The 15,935-nt window shown below is 32.0% G+C and carries 20 protein-coding genes; all 20 read right to left on the bottom strand.

What is annotated here, in order from left to right; genetic code table 11:
• Positions 1-77 precede the first annotated feature (77 nt).
• Positions 78-545 carry a hypothetical protein gene (locus tag Q0857_RS16505; RefSeq protein WP_298537917.1) on the bottom strand — a complete coding sequence of 156 codons (468 nt, stop codon included), beginning with the start codon at positions 543-545 and terminating at the stop codon, positions 78-80.
• 176 nt (positions 546-721) lie between these two features.
• Complete coding sequence (locus Q0857_RS16500) at positions 722-1,645, bottom strand: hypothetical protein (protein ID WP_298537914.1); 924 nt, start codon at positions 1,643-1,645, stop codon at positions 722-724.
• Between the two features lie 136 nt (positions 1,646-1,781).
• Complete coding sequence (locus tag Q0857_RS16495; protein WP_298537911.1) at positions 1,782-2,582, bottom strand: hypothetical protein; 801 nt, start codon at positions 2,580-2,582, stop codon at positions 1,782-1,784.
• 147 nt (positions 2,583-2,729) lie between these two features.
• Complete coding sequence (locus Q0857_RS16490; protein ID WP_298537908.1) at positions 2,730-3,290, bottom strand: hypothetical protein; 561 nt, start codon at positions 3,288-3,290, stop codon at positions 2,730-2,732.
• Positions 3,291-3,439: 149 nt separating this feature from the next.
• Entirely contained in the window at positions 3,440-3,967 is a 528-nt protein-coding gene (locus tag Q0857_RS16485; RefSeq protein ID WP_298537905.1) for a hypothetical protein, read from the bottom strand.
• Between the two features lie 147 nt (positions 3,968-4,114).
• Complete coding sequence (locus tag Q0857_RS16480; protein WP_298537900.1) at positions 4,115-4,927, bottom strand: metallophosphoesterase; 813 nt, start codon at positions 4,925-4,927, stop codon at positions 4,115-4,117.
• 153 nt (positions 4,928-5,080) lie between these two features.
• The gene (locus Q0857_RS16475) at positions 5,081-5,449 is read right to left on the bottom strand and encodes a hypothetical protein (RefSeq protein WP_298537896.1); all 369 of its coding nucleotides are present in this window, start codon (positions 5,447-5,449) and stop codon (positions 5,081-5,083) included.
• Between the two features lie 160 nt (positions 5,450-5,609).
• On the bottom strand, positions 5,610-6,086 hold the full coding sequence (locus tag Q0857_RS16470) for an SRPBCC family protein (protein WP_298537893.1): 477 nt from the start codon (positions 6,084-6,086) through the stop codon (positions 5,610-5,612).
• Positions 6,087-6,247: 161 nt separating this feature from the next.
• Positions 6,248-6,865 (bottom strand): hypothetical protein, encoded by a 618-nt coding sequence (locus Q0857_RS16465; protein ID WP_298537890.1) that lies wholly within the window; start codon positions 6,863-6,865, stop codon positions 6,248-6,250.
• A gap of 163 nt (positions 6,866-7,028) precedes the next feature.
• Positions 7,029-7,994: a hypothetical protein gene (locus Q0857_RS16460; RefSeq protein WP_298537887.1), complete on the bottom strand. Its 966-nt coding sequence runs from the start codon at positions 7,992-7,994 to the stop codon at positions 7,029-7,031.
• A 225-nt stretch (positions 7,995-8,219) separates the two neighbouring features.
• On the bottom strand, positions 8,220-9,587 hold the full coding sequence (locus Q0857_RS16455; protein WP_298537885.1) for a Shedu anti-phage system protein SduA domain-containing protein: 1,368 nt from the start codon (positions 9,585-9,587) through the stop codon (positions 8,220-8,222).
• Positions 9,588-9,754: 167 nt separating this feature from the next.
• Positions 9,755-10,339: a hypothetical protein gene (locus Q0857_RS16450; protein ID WP_298537882.1), complete on the bottom strand. Its 585-nt coding sequence runs from the start codon at positions 10,337-10,339 to the stop codon at positions 9,755-9,757.
• A 170-nt stretch (positions 10,340-10,509) separates the two neighbouring features.
• Positions 10,510-11,247, bottom strand: a complete 738-nt coding sequence (locus Q0857_RS16445; protein ID WP_298537879.1) for a carboxypeptidase-like regulatory domain-containing protein — start codon at positions 11,245-11,247, stop codon at positions 10,510-10,512.
• Positions 11,248-11,483: 236 nt separating this feature from the next.
• Positions 11,484-12,278 carry a cation transporter gene (locus Q0857_RS16440; RefSeq protein WP_298537876.1) on the bottom strand — a complete coding sequence of 265 codons (795 nt, stop codon included), beginning with the start codon at positions 12,276-12,278 and terminating at the stop codon, positions 11,484-11,486.
• Positions 12,279-12,289: 11 nt separating this feature from the next.
• Positions 12,290-12,658, bottom strand: coding sequence for a DUF3703 domain-containing protein (locus tag Q0857_RS16435; protein WP_298537873.1), 369 nt, complete (start codon positions 12,656-12,658; stop codon positions 12,290-12,292).
• Between the two features lie 60 nt (positions 12,659-12,718).
• On the bottom strand, positions 12,719-13,129 hold the full coding sequence (locus Q0857_RS16430; protein ID WP_298537870.1) for a Fur family transcriptional regulator: 411 nt from the start codon (positions 13,127-13,129) through the stop codon (positions 12,719-12,721).
• 166 nt (positions 13,130-13,295) lie between these two features.
• Positions 13,296-13,808 carry a hypothetical protein gene (locus tag Q0857_RS16425; protein WP_298537867.1) on the bottom strand — a complete coding sequence of 171 codons (513 nt, stop codon included), beginning with the start codon at positions 13,806-13,808 and terminating at the stop codon, positions 13,296-13,298.
• 556 nt (positions 13,809-14,364) lie between these two features.
• Positions 14,365-14,751 carry a hypothetical protein gene (locus Q0857_RS16420; protein ID WP_298537864.1) on the bottom strand — a complete coding sequence of 129 codons (387 nt, stop codon included), beginning with the start codon at positions 14,749-14,751 and terminating at the stop codon, positions 14,365-14,367.
• A gap of 156 nt (positions 14,752-14,907) precedes the next feature.
• Positions 14,908-15,297: a ferredoxin gene (locus tag Q0857_RS16415; protein ID WP_298537862.1), complete on the bottom strand. Its 390-nt coding sequence runs from the start codon at positions 15,295-15,297 to the stop codon at positions 14,908-14,910.
• Between the two features lie 185 nt (positions 15,298-15,482).
• The gene (locus tag Q0857_RS16410) at positions 15,483-15,827 is read right to left on the bottom strand and encodes a hypothetical protein (protein WP_298537860.1); all 345 of its coding nucleotides are present in this window, start codon (positions 15,825-15,827) and stop codon (positions 15,483-15,485) included.
• Between the last annotated feature and the right edge of the window lie 108 nt (positions 15,828-15,935).

Below are 15,935 nucleotides of genomic sequence, written 5' to 3'. Positions count from 1 at the left end.
TTAGCAATTCCGAGTGGATTCGGACGTAGTCGAATCCGCCGTAATTGCGGTTATACATTGTTGTGCAACGTATTTTTTTAAAAGTCAATCTCATCTAATTCTTCAGTTTCGTTTTTATCAATCGATATCACCAATTCCAGTTTACTTAAAACTATTTCGTTCTCAATTAATTCCGCTAAAAAGCTCCAACCTTTAGAATCGGGAACAAAAAATGGTTCAGGTAAATTATATTCCGATTTTGATTTGTCATAGTAAATAATAGTTTCGAATCCATCTATATTAATTCTTTCAGTACGAAATTCAGTTGACTTTGATTTTAATCCATTTAATGAAATGAGCGTTTTGTAATTTTTGTCATTTAATCTCTCCAATTTAATATGTAAAAAGACGCCTCTAGAATATGTGTAATTTTTCAGAGAGTCTTTTTCAATTATGTGTTTTGCTATTCTTTCCGCAATCCGTTTTTCAGTTCCGTCCGAATTCATTTTTTCGCAACCAACAATTCCGAAAATAAATACTAATATGAAGGCTTTTATTTTATTCAATTCAAATGGTTTTCAGAGTTGTTTTGGATATGTTGCACAACGTGTTTGTGTATGGTTAGTTGCGTGTTTCAGCAACTAATTTAGTAAACAAAAACGAACGCGAGAAAATTCCGAAGGAATTTTCCAAGTAGTCACTTGCCAAAGCAATTAATTATACACGGTGTTATGTGCTGGCTTTATCTCCATTTTAACATTCCATTATCATCGACATCAACCTTTTGTTCAATTGGGATGAATTCTACATTTCCAGTTGATTGTTTATGGTGTACAACCCAAACTTGCATTGCCTCAATAAATTCCAATTTTGAATCAACCGCTTCTGGTTTAATAACTATATTATCAGATTCATAAGAATTTGGAACACTTGGATAAAGTATGGCGTCAAAATTTTCGGAAACTTTAAAGCCTTTAACTTTATTAAATATTCTGTCTTTGTAATAATTTGACAGGTAATAATCCTGTTCACATTTTATTTCAAAATTTGCAAACGCATCTCCAAAAAGTGTCAATATTTCAAAGTCCAAATCAGTTTTTATAAGTTCTCTTATTTGTTCATTTTGCTTTTCAATTTTCTCGTCAGAAGTTTTTACTAAATTGAAGTCTGTAATATCATTTAATTTATTCCAGTACTTTTTTGAAAAGGGTAATTGAACAATTTTTAATGGTTTATTGATTTTCCAAGTTCCAACAGATACCATTCCAGAGCCCATATTTTTAAAATCAATACCTTTTGATAAAGTTTCAAAACAAGCTGTTGGATAACCAATAGCTCCATAAAACATAGATTCCTCTTTTTTATTTACTCTACCGAATTCTTTGATTTTATGTAAATCAATATCTTGAATGTAATTGATGTCAGAAATTTTCGGATGAGGACGGTTTTCAGGATTATTTATTTTTCTACCTCGATAAATCAAATTCCATCCGCTAAATTCTCTTTGTCCAAAAAAGAAAGGTTCATTCTCAAATCTCAATGGAAGTATTGGAATACGAGGAATGAAAATATTGCATAATTGAACCAATTGTTCGTAATTCATTTTCCGAACTTCGGTAGGAATTCTTTTAATGAAGTTTCTTATTTCCTTTTCAGTTGGTTTCATTCCTCAGCTTGCACATAACGGTTAGGCTATGAGTAGTTGCGTGGGTTAGTACTTAACTTTGCAAGTATGTACCAAACTGAAAATCCGATAGGATTTTCAGAAGTAGGCGAGAACAAGCAATTACTTATAGCCATTGTTACCTGCAGTTTTTCAATTCCGTTATTATTTTTTCTGTTAATTCTCCTCCAATTATACAACCAGAACAAGTTCTTGTCAGCATTGGTTTTCTGTTCAATTCCGTAATTCTAGTTTCAATCGATTTTTTCTGTGTATCGCTAAATTCAGTCAGATTACAGTAATAAAATTCAACAGCCATTAATCGAGTTGCTGGATTTTTACTGTACAGTAAATATTCGCAATTGCCACTCTCAACTATTTGGTCAAATAACTTTCTATTGTTCATTAAAGTCATACTTTCTCCGCAATAATTTCCAAAAATTATGGACGAGAAAGGACTCATTATTTCATTCAGATTGTCGTTATTCCGTTTTTCAATTCCAGTTAACGGCTCGATTGAGTTATCAATTCCGAAATAGATTGGTTCCACTTTATAATCTTCATTAACTTTGAAAAGAGTAGATAGTTTTTCCTTGTAAAGCCTTTTTAGTCTCTTTGATTTATTCGGAATGCGTGTTGTTAGTTGATAAGAAACAATTTCGTTTTTGTAATACAAAATCTGATAATTAATTGTCATACTCCCAAGACCTTTTCCACTTTGTTTTAATTGATAGCCAAAGCCTAAATTCTCGCGTCTTTCGTTTTTGACTTCCAAGGTTTTTATTAATTCCTCTTTCGATATTTCATACGCTTTTTTCAATTCCGTTACGAAAGCCGTGTCAACTCGAACATAATATTTTTCCACTTCCGTTTTTTGAGAAAATGAAAAGTTCCAAATTCCTAAAGTCAGTAAAATTGATATGTAGATTGCTTTTTTCAAATTGCAGGTAACGTGTTGGTATAAGAATAGTGCGTAGTTTGAGTGCGAGGATTTTCCGAAGGAAAATCAGATGCAAGCAAACAAGCGCTAACTTTAGATTTAGGAATAAACTTACGCATTATTTTTATACGGTGTTGTAAAACGTTTTTATTTATGCAATTCATTAATGACTTCTTTTGCCAATTCAAGATTAGAATTCGGTAAATAAACAAATTGAGGTCCATAGCTGTTTCCGATTCCTAAAATTCCATATTCTGGATTGAATAACAATGGTCCAGTGGCGTCGTCATAAGATTCTTTTAATATATAATTCCCAAAATTAGATTCGTGTATTTCCTGATTTTGGTACTCAATTTTATGAGAGAGAATGAACTTGTCAAATGCAAAAGTCAATTGTTCAGATACTTTGTTATAATAGAATTCCATGTTTTTCTCTTTATTATTCAAATTCCTATAGTAGTATTTGGTTATTGAGTCATTATCTGAAATAACTAATTCATATTCCATAATTGGTTTAGCGATTTCTGTATGGAAAACGAAAAGAATTCTCTTTTCAATTCTTGATTCAGTTTTCGCAATTTTCTTTTCAGCAAAGTCATAATTATCGGCTTTTTCCCCCATAGAAGTTCCTATAAAAATCAATATTCCGATTAGTATTAAACTCACAAATCCGAGAATAATTAATGATATGTTCAGGACTTTTTTCAAATGTTTTACAACGGTTTGGTATATGGAAAGTTGCGGTTTTGTGTGAGAGGAATTTCCGAAGGAAATTCAGACGTAACAAAACAAGCAACGACCTTTATTTAAGCCCAACACCAGCAATTTTTTATATACGGTGTTGTAAGCAGTATTTTTTAGAATTCAATTTCATCTTTTTTACAATACCAATTCGGGTCACAGCCTGTTGTCACACATCCACCAGATTTATATTCTTTTTCTTTTTTCTCTTCTCCTTTTTTTGTTAATTCGGCTATTAGTCCGTAAAAAATCGGAATAACTTTGTCCTCTTTCTTACAAACTGGACAAGTTTTATTTTCTTTTGATTTGTCATATTTACAAGACAATGAATATGGGATTTTTAATTCTACCGTATCATTTGGTTTTAAAAATCCGATTATTATTCTATTCCGCAAGTATGAGTGAGGTTCAGTTCTAATTCGGATTGAGTCAGACTCTAGATTGCGAAATGAGAAATTCAGATTTTTGTCAAGAACTGTGATTTTTTCAATTCCGTTTATCTCAAGAATTACTTTAGTGTTTTCAGCAATCAATTCCGCTTCTTCAGGAATTTCCGCAATTATTTTTCCGTTAATTACTCCGTTTTGAGCAACACAGAATGAAATTCCGATGAAGATTAATACTATGCTGAATGTTTCTCTCATATTGCTTACAACGTTGTTGTGTATGGTTAGTTGCGTGGTTAAGCAACTAATTTAGTAAACAAATACGTGCCAGAGAAAATTCCGAAGGAATTTTCCAAATAAGCACTTGCCAAAGCAATTAATTATACACGTTGTTGCCAGTAGTTTTTATATTTCCATTTCTACCATTTCCGCTCTTGCTCCAAATCGGATTGGTAAAATACTTGTTCCTATTCCTTTTGATATGTACATTTTCGGTTCGGATTCTTTATACCAACCTTTTAAATATTTTCCACTTCCTTGAGGTTTGAAAGGAACAATTCCTAAAAATGTAATTTGTCCTCCGTGAGTATGTCCAGAAAGTACTAAATCAATATTTAGATTTCCTTTTTGTTCTGTTATTATATCTCTGTGTTCAGGACAATGTGATAAAACAATATTGGTTTCAGTTTCTTTTAGATTTTCAACTGCTTTTCCAAAGTCAGCGTTTCCACCAATAAAATCGTCAATTCCGATTATTGAGATTTCTCTATTTTTAATTGAAATTGTTCTATTCTCGTTTATCAATAATTCGCAATTATTTTTAGAATAAATACTTTTAAGTTCTGTCAGATTTACATTTCCCCAATATTCCCAATTTCCAGTTATCGCGTACTTTCTAATTGAATTATCAATTAATTCAAGGAATTCATTCAGAGGTTTTATTTTTTCTGTTTTATCAACAGAATCTCCAGTTATAAATATTAAATCAGGTTTTATTGAGTTGATTTTTTTTGCAATAGATTTGTGAAAGTATCTTAATTGGTCAAAATGTAAATCCGAAATTTGAATGATTTTTATTTTGTCTTTTTCCGATTTTGAGATGTCAAAGTAATTCCAGTCAATTACATATTTCTCAAACCAAAGTGAGTCCAAAAGAACTAATCCAATTGAGGCTAAAATTCCTCTTTTAATAAATTTTCTTCTGGTTAAGTTCGTCATTCCTCAAATTACTGGCAACGGTCTAGTATAAGAATAGTTGCGGTTTTGTGTGCGAGGATTTTCCGAAGGAAAATCAGACGTAACAAAATTGCAACGACCTTTGGTTAAGCACTAAAGTAGCAATTATTTTTATACATTGTTACCACACGTTTTTTATTTTAATTCAGTAATATTTTGGTCAAACCAAACGTCTTCATATCCTTTTTTATCAGTTAAAAAACGAAATCCAACATCAAGTCCGAGATATTTTATTATATCAGGTTTTCTTTCAATCAAATGCTCTAAACATAAGGGCTTGAAAAAGTCATCAGAATTCGACCATTCGCCAGTCCAAATATACCATCCGTTCATTTTTCCGTGTTTGGGATGTCGTAATCCATTTATCGGTTCAAGTTCAAGGTCAGTAGCAACTCCGATGAATAGTTTTTCGTCAATTTGAGTAAAGTCAGAGTTATACTTTTCACAAATCCGCTTTTGAGATTCAGTATGTTTATTTAATATTCCGACTAATTTATTCTCCATTCTGTTTTTTCAAATGTGTGGTAACGGTCTCGTATAACCGTCAGTTACGGGTTAAATTAGCGATTATTTTCGGTTTAGCACAGACGTTAGCAATTCCGAGTGGATTCGGACGTAGTCGAATCCGCCGTAATTGCGGTTATACATTGTTGTACACAGTACTTTATTCATTTATAATTTCTTTCCATTTTTCAGATTCCGCAAACTCTCTTACAATTCGGTTTCTTTCAATTAGTAATTCAGTCATATACTTTTTCAGAAAGAGCTTGTCCGCTAACTTTCCTAAAATCCCCAAAGGTGATTTATAGTCAAAAAAGTCAGTCATCAAAGTTCCGCCATTCGATTCCGCAAAGTGATGTTCGTGTTTAAATTTCGCAAACGCTCCTTTAACCATTTCGTCCGCAAAGTAATTCGGTCTATCATATTCCGTTATTTTGGAAGTCAGTTTTTGATAGATTCCAAAGTGTTTTGCTCGCCAAGTAACGCTTTCATTCATTCCGATTAAACCGCTTGTTTTTCCAGCAATTGCTTCTTCATTAGTTTGCTCGGTTGATATTTTGTGCAAATCGATACTTCGCGACAAGTCAAACACGATGTTTCTGTCGGCTTTTATTTCAGTCTTAAGTTCGATTCTCGGCATTTTTGGGGTATTGTGTACAACGATTACGTATAAGAATAGTGCGTAGTTTGAGTGCGAGGATTTTCCGAAGGAAAATCAGATGCAAGCAAACAAGCACTAACTTTTGATTTAGGAATAAACTTACGCATTATTTTTATACGGTGTTGTGTACAGTATTTTTTTCATTCTGTCTTTTTATTCCGATACCAAGTTCTAGAATCAGTTTTAAACAATAAAATAATTGCAAATAATTGTAAAATCGCTTGAATCGCAGATACAATTCCAACAATCGGGTTCAGTCTAAATGTTTCTGGAATAACCAATGCGAACATTAGAAATCCAAGTCCACACAAAACTGTGAAAACAATTCTCGCCCAATTTTTTCCGAGATTTATATTGTAACCTAAAAAAGCTAAAGTTCCTGTACTTATTAAAATTATTGCAAGATTTAATGGATTGCCAAAATTGTCTACATCTGTTGTCAGTTGGACGATTATTGGGTTGACAATTCCCAACGCAATCGAGGCATAAATTAATTTAGCTGAATTAGAAATCGACTTCGGTAAATCAGATGGGGTTTTCGATTCATTTGATTTATTTGCTTGTTGTTTATTGAGGTCAATTTGGTTTTGAATTTTGTTTTTTAAATCAATTGTTTTTTCAGTCCCAAGTTCTCTACTTTCTAATTCGAGTATTGCCGCAAGCACTGCCTCTTTTTGGTATGAACTCGGGTTTTCAACAATCTGAAACAAATCAGAGTCATTTTTTTCTTTAAACTTCTCGGAAAATTTTATTATCATTCGTTAGTTTGGTCAATATTGTACACAACGGTCTCGGCTATGAGTAGTTGCGTGGGTTAGCACTTAACTTAGCAAGTACACACCAAACTGAAAATCCGAGAGGATTTTCAGAAGTAGGCGAGAACAAGCAATTACTTATAGCCATTGTTGGGCACAGTATTTTTTAATCAGTTATTTTACTTTGCATTTTAATTGGTTGTATTCCTACAACTTTGTCTTTATCGTCAAAAATCAACTTTATCATTTCATTTGGCGGACTTGAATTGTCGTCCGAATATTTATACTGAAGTAGTGTAAATAAACTTCCATCGAGTCCCATTTGAATTCCGCTGTAAATCAATTCCGTTTGTTTGTTAAAGTTGATATTTTCTATCAGTATATTAATCTGTTCGTCAGTAACTTTTTCAAGTATTAAGTCCGATAGAAACTCTTTTGATTTCGGTAAATCTTTTGCTTTTAAAGCAGTAAAAAAGTTAGTCTTAATTTTTTCCAATTCAGTTAACTTATTCTCGTCAAGTTTTGGGATTTCTTTTTCCTTTTCCTTTGCTTGATTTCTGATATAAAGTCTTATTCGATGAACTGGATTTATTGTGCTTGCACCTCTTTTCTCGTAATAGTTGGAAATAGTTGCATACATTTCTATTTCTGTACTATCATTCGGTTTCCAAGTTGAACTTTCTACAAAAGTATTGATGGAATCCAATCGACTAATGTTTGAATAATTCTTCTTTACTTTAGGTTGACCAAAGTTTTTTGAAATATCTGATTTCAGTCCTTTGTATTTAGCAATTAGTGCTTTTTGAAACTTCTCTGATTTTTGATTATTGTCTTGTTTTTCAAAATTGTAAACGTCCCATTCGTAAAGAACGTAAGACATTGTTGAATCCGCTTTTTTGAAAAAGTAAAAAGTAGTTAAGTCAGGAATTACTTTCTCTTTTCGTAAATATTTAATTGGTTGGGCATTTCCGCCAAAGGAAACGTGATTTGAGGTTGTCGGAATTTTTTCGCTTCCCAAACTTTCTTCCATTTTTAAATATTCAGCGAGTAAAGTATTATGAATGTCAAAATTGAACTCCTGTCCAAAAACTGAAGTTGAGATAAATAAAATTCCGATAATTATATATTTCATTCGATGTTCGTTCATATTGTGCCCAACGGTCTTGTATATGAAACGTAGCGTGTAAAAAGACGCTGACTTTTCGGATTATACACAAGCCGAATTTTTAAATTTTTCTTTTTCTCTTTATTTTACTAAAAGCCAAATTTAAAAATTTGACGGTCTTTGCAAATACACACAAAACTCTTTGAAAGCCTGTAATAGCTATGTTTTATATACGTTGTTGTGCTTAGTGCTTTATTCACTTTTCATAATTTCCAATCGAGTTCTTGCGTGTTCTAATAACTCGGAATAATTCAGAACTTTAAGATTTCGATATGAATTTTTGATTTCACGATATGCTCTAAGACCATTATCGTTATAATCAGATTCTGAAACTTTTTTTCTAGTTTCAGCGGTTAATTTATTATAATCTTTTGTCAGAGTTTCCCACGAACCAATAAGAATTAATGCAGTAGGTCTTACTGTTTCTATAAATGTTGTTCCTCCAACTTGTTCGTTTATATACTCTCTTATTTTTTTACCATCAATTTTGTATTCTTCGTCATTGTCTTTCGTTACAGCTGTAATATACCTTTCCGCTTGTGCAACTGCTATGGACAGACTTTTAGATGGATAGAATTTACCTCTACTACTGTCATAATCTAAAATTGTTTCATCAGTCCTTTTTAATTCAACGACTTCAATATCTCCTAAGTGAGTTATTAAAATCAAATCAAATTGTGACCTTGATTGAGAACCCGTTGTAAGCACATACTTGTCGGTATTCAACAATGCAGGAACTCCGAATAAAGTAAACTGACCATAATCACTTAATATCTTTTCAATAAGATGTTCTGGACCAGTTATACTCGCTTTACTATATCCAAATTTTTCTTTTCCAAAATCTTTTGCTTTTGTAGCATTTAAATTTGTGTCCTCAAGAAGTTCTTCAATTGTTTCTATTAACCATTTGACTTGTTTTTTAACTTGCTTTTCAATAATCACTTGATTGGTTTCTCCAGAATCAAGTTTGTCAGAAAGAGCAATTAAGTCAGTTTTTGTTAATTCTCCACTTGCAATCATTTCCTTAAGTAATAGAGAGTAATTTCTGCCAACCGAAGAACTAGGGACAGTTATAGCATAATCAGACTTTAAAAATGGTGCAATTCTACTTGTAAATCTAGCTTTTTTGTCTTTCCCTTCTTCTTTGTCAATTTTTAGAATTGTATCATATAATTCTTTAGTAATTGAGATTGCATTTCCTGAAATTTTATTTTGGGTAGCACCAATGGTTATTGAATCAAAAAGAGTAGTACTAACATTTCGAAACAAATCAATAATTTTCCGAGCTCCAAATGGTGGATTGATTGGATTTGAACCGAGAAGATTTAAGTTTTTGTGATTTAGAGGGATTTTGACAATAAAATATTCTTCAACTAAATCATCAATTTTACTAGGGTAATATCTGCGTTTGGAATATTTTATTAGACGTGAAGAATATTCTAAAAGTATTTTATTCCTGACCTTAATTTTTTTGTTCTGTTCCTTTATTTCTGGCTCGGAAGTCAGCCTATTCAGCTTGGTTTTTAGTTTTTCTAAAGGTGACTTTTTATATGATGCCATAAGTTAATTTTCTTGGTTTCCGCATTAAGCACAACGGTTTTGTGTATGGTTAGTTGCGTGTTTCAGCAACTAATTTAGTAAACAAAAACGAACGCGAGAAAATTCCGAAGGAATTTTCCAAATAAACAACGACCAAAGCAATTAATTATACACGTTGTTGTGTGGCGTTATTTTTTTAATTCGGTTATAAATATCGTATACATTAATGAAATAGCCTCTTTTGCATCATCAGTCATGATTTCAAATGGCTGTCTATATTTTTTGTCCGATTTCAAGTCAGACATCATTCTTTGGGTCAAATTAAATTCATGTTCAGTCGGTTTAACATGAGAAAAAGGGTTTCTTCTTTTTCGTAAAACGTCAATTCGCTCAATCAGATATTCATGTAATATGTTATTCTTTTTCGCATGATTTACAATAGCTTTTAAGCCTCTCTTTGCAATATTTTCTAATCCTAAAGATTGGTAATGAAGTTGTAACTTTCTTTCTATAAATGCCTGCGAAAGCAAAATTGTCGAAATAAATTCTCCGTTAATAAATGCCATTTTCGCTTCTCCAAAAACATATACAGTTTCTGGGTCAGCTAAAATTCCGAAATCTTTTGGGAATATTTTATTCAAATATTTAAGTCGCTCAAGTCTTTCCTCGAATGATTCTCTGTCATACTTTTCAAGTGAGCTTTCTAATCGAGATTTTCTTTTTCTCTTCTTAACGGATTCTCCAAATAAGTTTTTTTCTGATTTTTCCGTCATTCTATTGGATTTGAGTGATTTTTAATGACACACAACGATAAGTATATGGTATGTGGCGGTTTTCAAAGCAGCATTTTTCAACTTACCATAAAGTTGATTAAATACTTAATAGCTCATATATTAAACTTTACCCGCCATATACTATATACACTGTTATATGCTGACATTTTTTACGGCACTACAAAGGATACAGCAGAAGCTGAGTTTGGATTTAAATTTGGAAAAATATCTTTAGCTAAACTTGGGTCAGGATAGTTATTACCATAATAAGATTCTCCATAGCACTTTACATAAACCGTAGTTCCGCTAGTATATCCTAGCACATCAATAGCTTCTTGACTCAAATTATAATTATAGGGTGTATTATTAACTTGAAAAGTTTCAATTGCATATTCATAGTTTTCACTACTTATAGAAGGGTCTGTTGAAAAGAAATATCTAATATACTTTGGATTAGCATTATTGGCTTCAGGTTCAGTAGTAGCACTAATTATAGCCGGGAAATTGGAACTTGAACTTAAAGTCAGATTGGTAATAGAAGTTGAAGATTTTTGACCTAGAGAGGGGGTATTCATAATCACAGTAGACGACCCAGTGTTTTTGTGTTCGATATCGAACTTTTTGAATGTTCCATACCCTGATTTTTCGTAAACAATTGTGTAAGAACCAAATGGGATATCGGTTAATTCAAAATCACCATTCACATCTGTTGATACAGAAAATGTGGTTCCGTCAATGCTCACAGTCATATTTGAATTGTCAATTTGCGTTACTCCTTCGTCAAACAAGTTAACGGAGCCAAGAATGTTGGCTTTAGTGATAGGATCCGGAGTTGGATCTTCGTCTTTACTACAGGAAGAGATGCCTAGTAATACAACTAATCCAAAAGTCAAATAATTTAATTTCATAATATTCAGTTTTTTAAAAGTTAAAATTTATTTGCATATAACGGTTTAGGCTATGCGTAGTGCGGGAGATTGGAATCGAAAGTTTTCAATCCTCGCACGGTTGTAAACGAGCCTTGTTTTATATTTTGTTAATTTTTGTCATAAATATAAACAATGCGAGTGGAATAGGAGTAGAGACTTTACTTTAAACAACAAAACCCGCATTACGCATAGCGATTGTTGTAAGTAGTGATTTGTTATTTGCTTAACTTTAAAATTCGGAAAGCACCTTGAATTACCAAAACAAAAACGATTGTTCCTATAATCAAATCAGGTTTGCTTGAACTCAACCAATTTACCAAAAGTCCAGCTGTAATTACTCCTAAATTGATAATCACATCGTTTGAAGTGAAAATCATACTTGCTTTCATATGTGCTTCTTCCTTGCTTTTTGACTTTTGTAAAATATAAAGACATATTCCGTTAGCGATAAGAGCAAAAATAGAAACAATAATCATTATCGAAAAGTTGGGTAGTTTCTCGTTTCCGAAAAATCTCCTTAAAACTTCTACAAATCCAATAATTGCAAGTGTTATTTGAAAATATCCAGCAAGTTTGGCAATTCGCTTTTTTCTTGTTAAAGTACCACCAACAGCAAACAAACTAATTCCGTAAACGAAACTGTCGGCAAGCATATCTATACTATCAGCAACCAGTCCCAATGATTTTGAGATTATTCCTGTTGTCATTTCGATTAGGAAAAATGCAAAATTTATTCCGAGGACAGTCAAAAGTAATTTTTTCTGGTTTACGTTTTCAATAAATTCAGTTTGGTCGGTTTGTTCAGTCGAGATTTTCTTTCCACCTAAACCCATTTCAATAACGGCCTTTTCGATTTGGTCTATTTCTCCGCTGTGAAAAACTGTTAGTTTTCGATTTGGAATGTCAAAATCCAAATTTGTAATACTTGAAATTCCGTCCAATTTCATTCGGATTAGATTTTCCTCAGAAGGGCAATCCATTTTGGTTATTTCAAATGTTGATTTTTTCATAACAGTTTGTTTTATACTTCAACTTTTTTAAAAATTGCTTGTAATTCCTTATCAATGGGAAATGGTTTTAATGGGGGGACATTTGCACCACCTGGGTTCCCAGTTGGAATTTTTCCTACAAAAGATTTAACACCTCCAATTATTAGTCTCGGAATCTGACCAAAAATTTCTTTTTTACTTTTGATTTTGAATCCAAATTTTAGCATTTTCCAATGTGCTAAAGTGTGTGGATAAGGATATTTTTGTCCTAATATGTGAGCACGTTCTAAATGATTCCAAGCTTTTGTTAAATTACCAGAAATATTTTCAGACTTGTATTTTTCTATTTCTGAATTAAAATAAGGCTTTAATTTCTTAGGTGTGGAAATATAAATTTTCATAATATCGTATTAATGATACTATAAATTTAAGGAGTTTATAGTGCAACTCAATTGCAAAGATTATTTGTTGCAGTTATTACACAGTCCCTTAATAACCATATTAGCTTCTTGTATTTTGAAGTTTTCAGGAAGTTTTATTTTTTTGAAAGGAACTTCATGGAGGCAAAATGTTTTATTGCAATTATTACAATAAAAATGGTAGTGTAAATCTTTAAGTTCACAATTACAATCGATAGCGCAAACAGCGTATTTTGTCATCCCAGATCCATCTTCGATACTGTGAATAATTTTATTTTCTACAAAAGTTTTTAAAGTTCTAAAAATAGAGCTCCTATCAGTTTCAATTAATGAGTTTTCGATGTCTTTTAATGATTGTGCTTTATCTTGTTTTAAAAGATGTCTTAAGACAATTGTTCGAATTGCAGTGTTCTTGACATTTTTTATCTTCAGTATTTCATCTACATTTTGCATTTTTTTAAAGTAAAGTTTTGGGCATTACTTACAACGGTTGGTATAAGAATAGTGCGGTTTTGTGTGCGAGGATTTTCCGCAGGAAAATCAGACGTAACAAAATTGCACTAACCTTTGGTTAAGCAACTAATTTAGCATTATTTTTATACATTGTTGTGCAACGTTTTTATTTTCTATTATCCACAACAACTCGAAATTCAGTCGCTCTTTTTATTTCAGTTCCATTATTTCCAATTTGAAATAAATAGTTTTCTGAATTGTCAGTTCCGTTAATTTTCTTCTTTTTGATTTCGAGTAAATCACTCTCAATTACATTGTCAATTTCTTTTTTGTCTAACGTAATCATTTGTCCGTTGATTTGATACTTTCCGTAAGTGTAATCACTAAATCCAATTGCGTGATTGTCGAAAACATAGGTTCCGTCAGTTTTAAAATCAATACTTGTTCCGTTAAAGTCTCCATCGTAATAAACACGAACTAAAGTCGGTTTATATAAATCCGAGTTATTTTTCCAATTCATCACTAAAATCAGTCCAATAAAGACAATTCCGAGTATTGTTCCAATTAAAAACTCACTGTTTTTAGTCAATTTGTACTGTTTTAAATCTTTATTAATTGACCATAGCCAATAAATAATTCCGATTAATGCAATTCCACCAAAAATGATTGAGTCAAACATAAAGTTTGAAAATCGAAATTGATAAATTCTGTATGTTAGGAATATTCCAATTCCTAAAATAATTATCAATCGAAGGATATGATTTTTGTCTTTCACTCGGTTTTTGTCAAATGTTGCACAACGGTCTTGTATAAGATTAGTTGCGTTGTTTAAGCACCTAATTTAGCAAATACAAACCGAATAGAAAATCCGCGAGGATTTTCGTAAGCAGGCTCGTACCAAGCAATTAATTTTATACGTTGTTGTAGCACGTTTTTATTCTAAATTAGATAATAAAAGTTGTTAATTAAAATTCCAATTACTAAAGAAATTCCGAAAAAACCATAACTTTTTTTAAGTGATATTTTATTCCGAATTAATTTTATTCCGTAAAATATATTGATTAAGCATAGGAATATATTTAAAAACAAAACCCAATCTGGATACATAAAAGCGAATAGAATATCTGTATAATGATATTTATAATAAAGAGATATCATTTCATAAATCCAGTATACAGACAATATCATTTGAATTAAACCTAAAACAACGTTTGTATTCTTTTTCAACACAATTTTTAGTTTAATTTTTGATTTTCCATTTCCGCAAACTTTTCTTTATCAGTTGGTAAAATGTCAACTAATTCAAATCGGTTTTTGTCCAACACATTGAAGTCAACCAGACTTAAATATAAGTTTACAATATTTCGGTCAATCATTATTTTTCCGCCTCCAGCCCAATGTCGGTCAGTTCCGTTTTTCTTTATTCCGGAAATCCAATATTCATCTCCTTTTTCTATGTCATAGTAGTTTCCAGCGATTCCTTGTGCATTTGAGTTTTTAAGAGCTTTTCCATTAAAATACACAGTTCGACCAGATTTTGAGAATTCCGCCATTCCAATCCAAGCAGGTCCAGTATCTCCAAATCCGCTTTTCAATTCGATATATTTTAATTCAGGTTTCATAGTTTCTCAAATGTGCTACAACGGTCTCGTATAAGAATAGTTGCGGGTTTGCGTGCGAGGATTTTCCGAAGGAAAATCAGACGTAGCAAACGTGCAACGACCTTTGATTAAGCACAATGTAGCAATTATTTTTATACATTGTTGGCAGTAGTTTTTTTATTTCTGTTTATCACTTTCATTGTATTCTTTAAGTACCTCTGTCAAAGTGTAATCACATTCTGCTTGCAAATTCAAATCAGATAGTCTTTTAAGTATCTCTTGGTCTTTTCCGCCATATCTGACTCCAGCGATACAAGAAACTTGCATTGCGCTAATAGCTCTGTCTAATTCGTCTGCTGTTGTAGGTTGCCTTTTAAAATAACAATGTCCATGCTCAAGTTTAGAATGTTCTATCAAGTCAGGAGCTACTGATTCAGGTGCGCCACAAGTAATACAAGCTTGGTTCTCTACATAAAAATCTCCCTTTGAATTCTCAGGATACCTTTCTTTTCTTGCCAAAGAGTTTTCTTTTGTCTTAATTGAAAATATTTTTTTTAAGAAGTCCATTTAAGCTATGAATTTATCGTTTGCAGTGTTTCTGTAAATTACTGCCAACGGTCTCGTATAAGAATAGTTGCGGGTTTACGTGCGAGGATTTTCCGCAGGAAAATCAGACGTAGTAAACTTGCAACGACCTTTGGTTAAGCCCAAAATTGAGCAATTATTTTTATACATTGTTGTAAACTGTGCTTTTATTTTTTCGCCATTAATTTCGCGTAAAATTTTTCTTGTTCCGCATTATTTGGCGCTTTATCATATAAATCAAAAAGTCCGAATAAATATAGTCTTTCGTTCATTGTCATTCCTCCAATTCCGTAAATTACAGAATCTCTAAAATCCGACCACATTCCGTAAACTTTTTCAAAATCCGCTTTTTTGTCAATCCAAGCATTTCCAAGATATCGTTCAACATTTTCTTTTAATTCAATCGCATTTGTTTCGTCTGTTTTCCATTGCTGAATTAATTCCGCCAAGTCTTGAACATTTTTTTTAGATGATACTTTCCTGATTTTATTTGTCAATTCATCAATATTCATTTCCGTATGAGTGGTTTTTCAGCATTGTTTACAACGTTTATGTATATGGAAAGTTGCGTGTTTGTGTGCGAGGATTTTCCGAAGGAAAATCAGAAGCTAGCAAACAAA

The organism is uncultured Algibacter sp. (genome assembly GCF_947495925.1).
Taxonomy (GTDB): Bacteria; Bacteroidota; Bacteroidia; order Flavobacteriales; family Flavobacteriaceae; genus Algibacter_E.
This window is presented reverse-complemented; position numbering and strand designations above follow the sequence as displayed.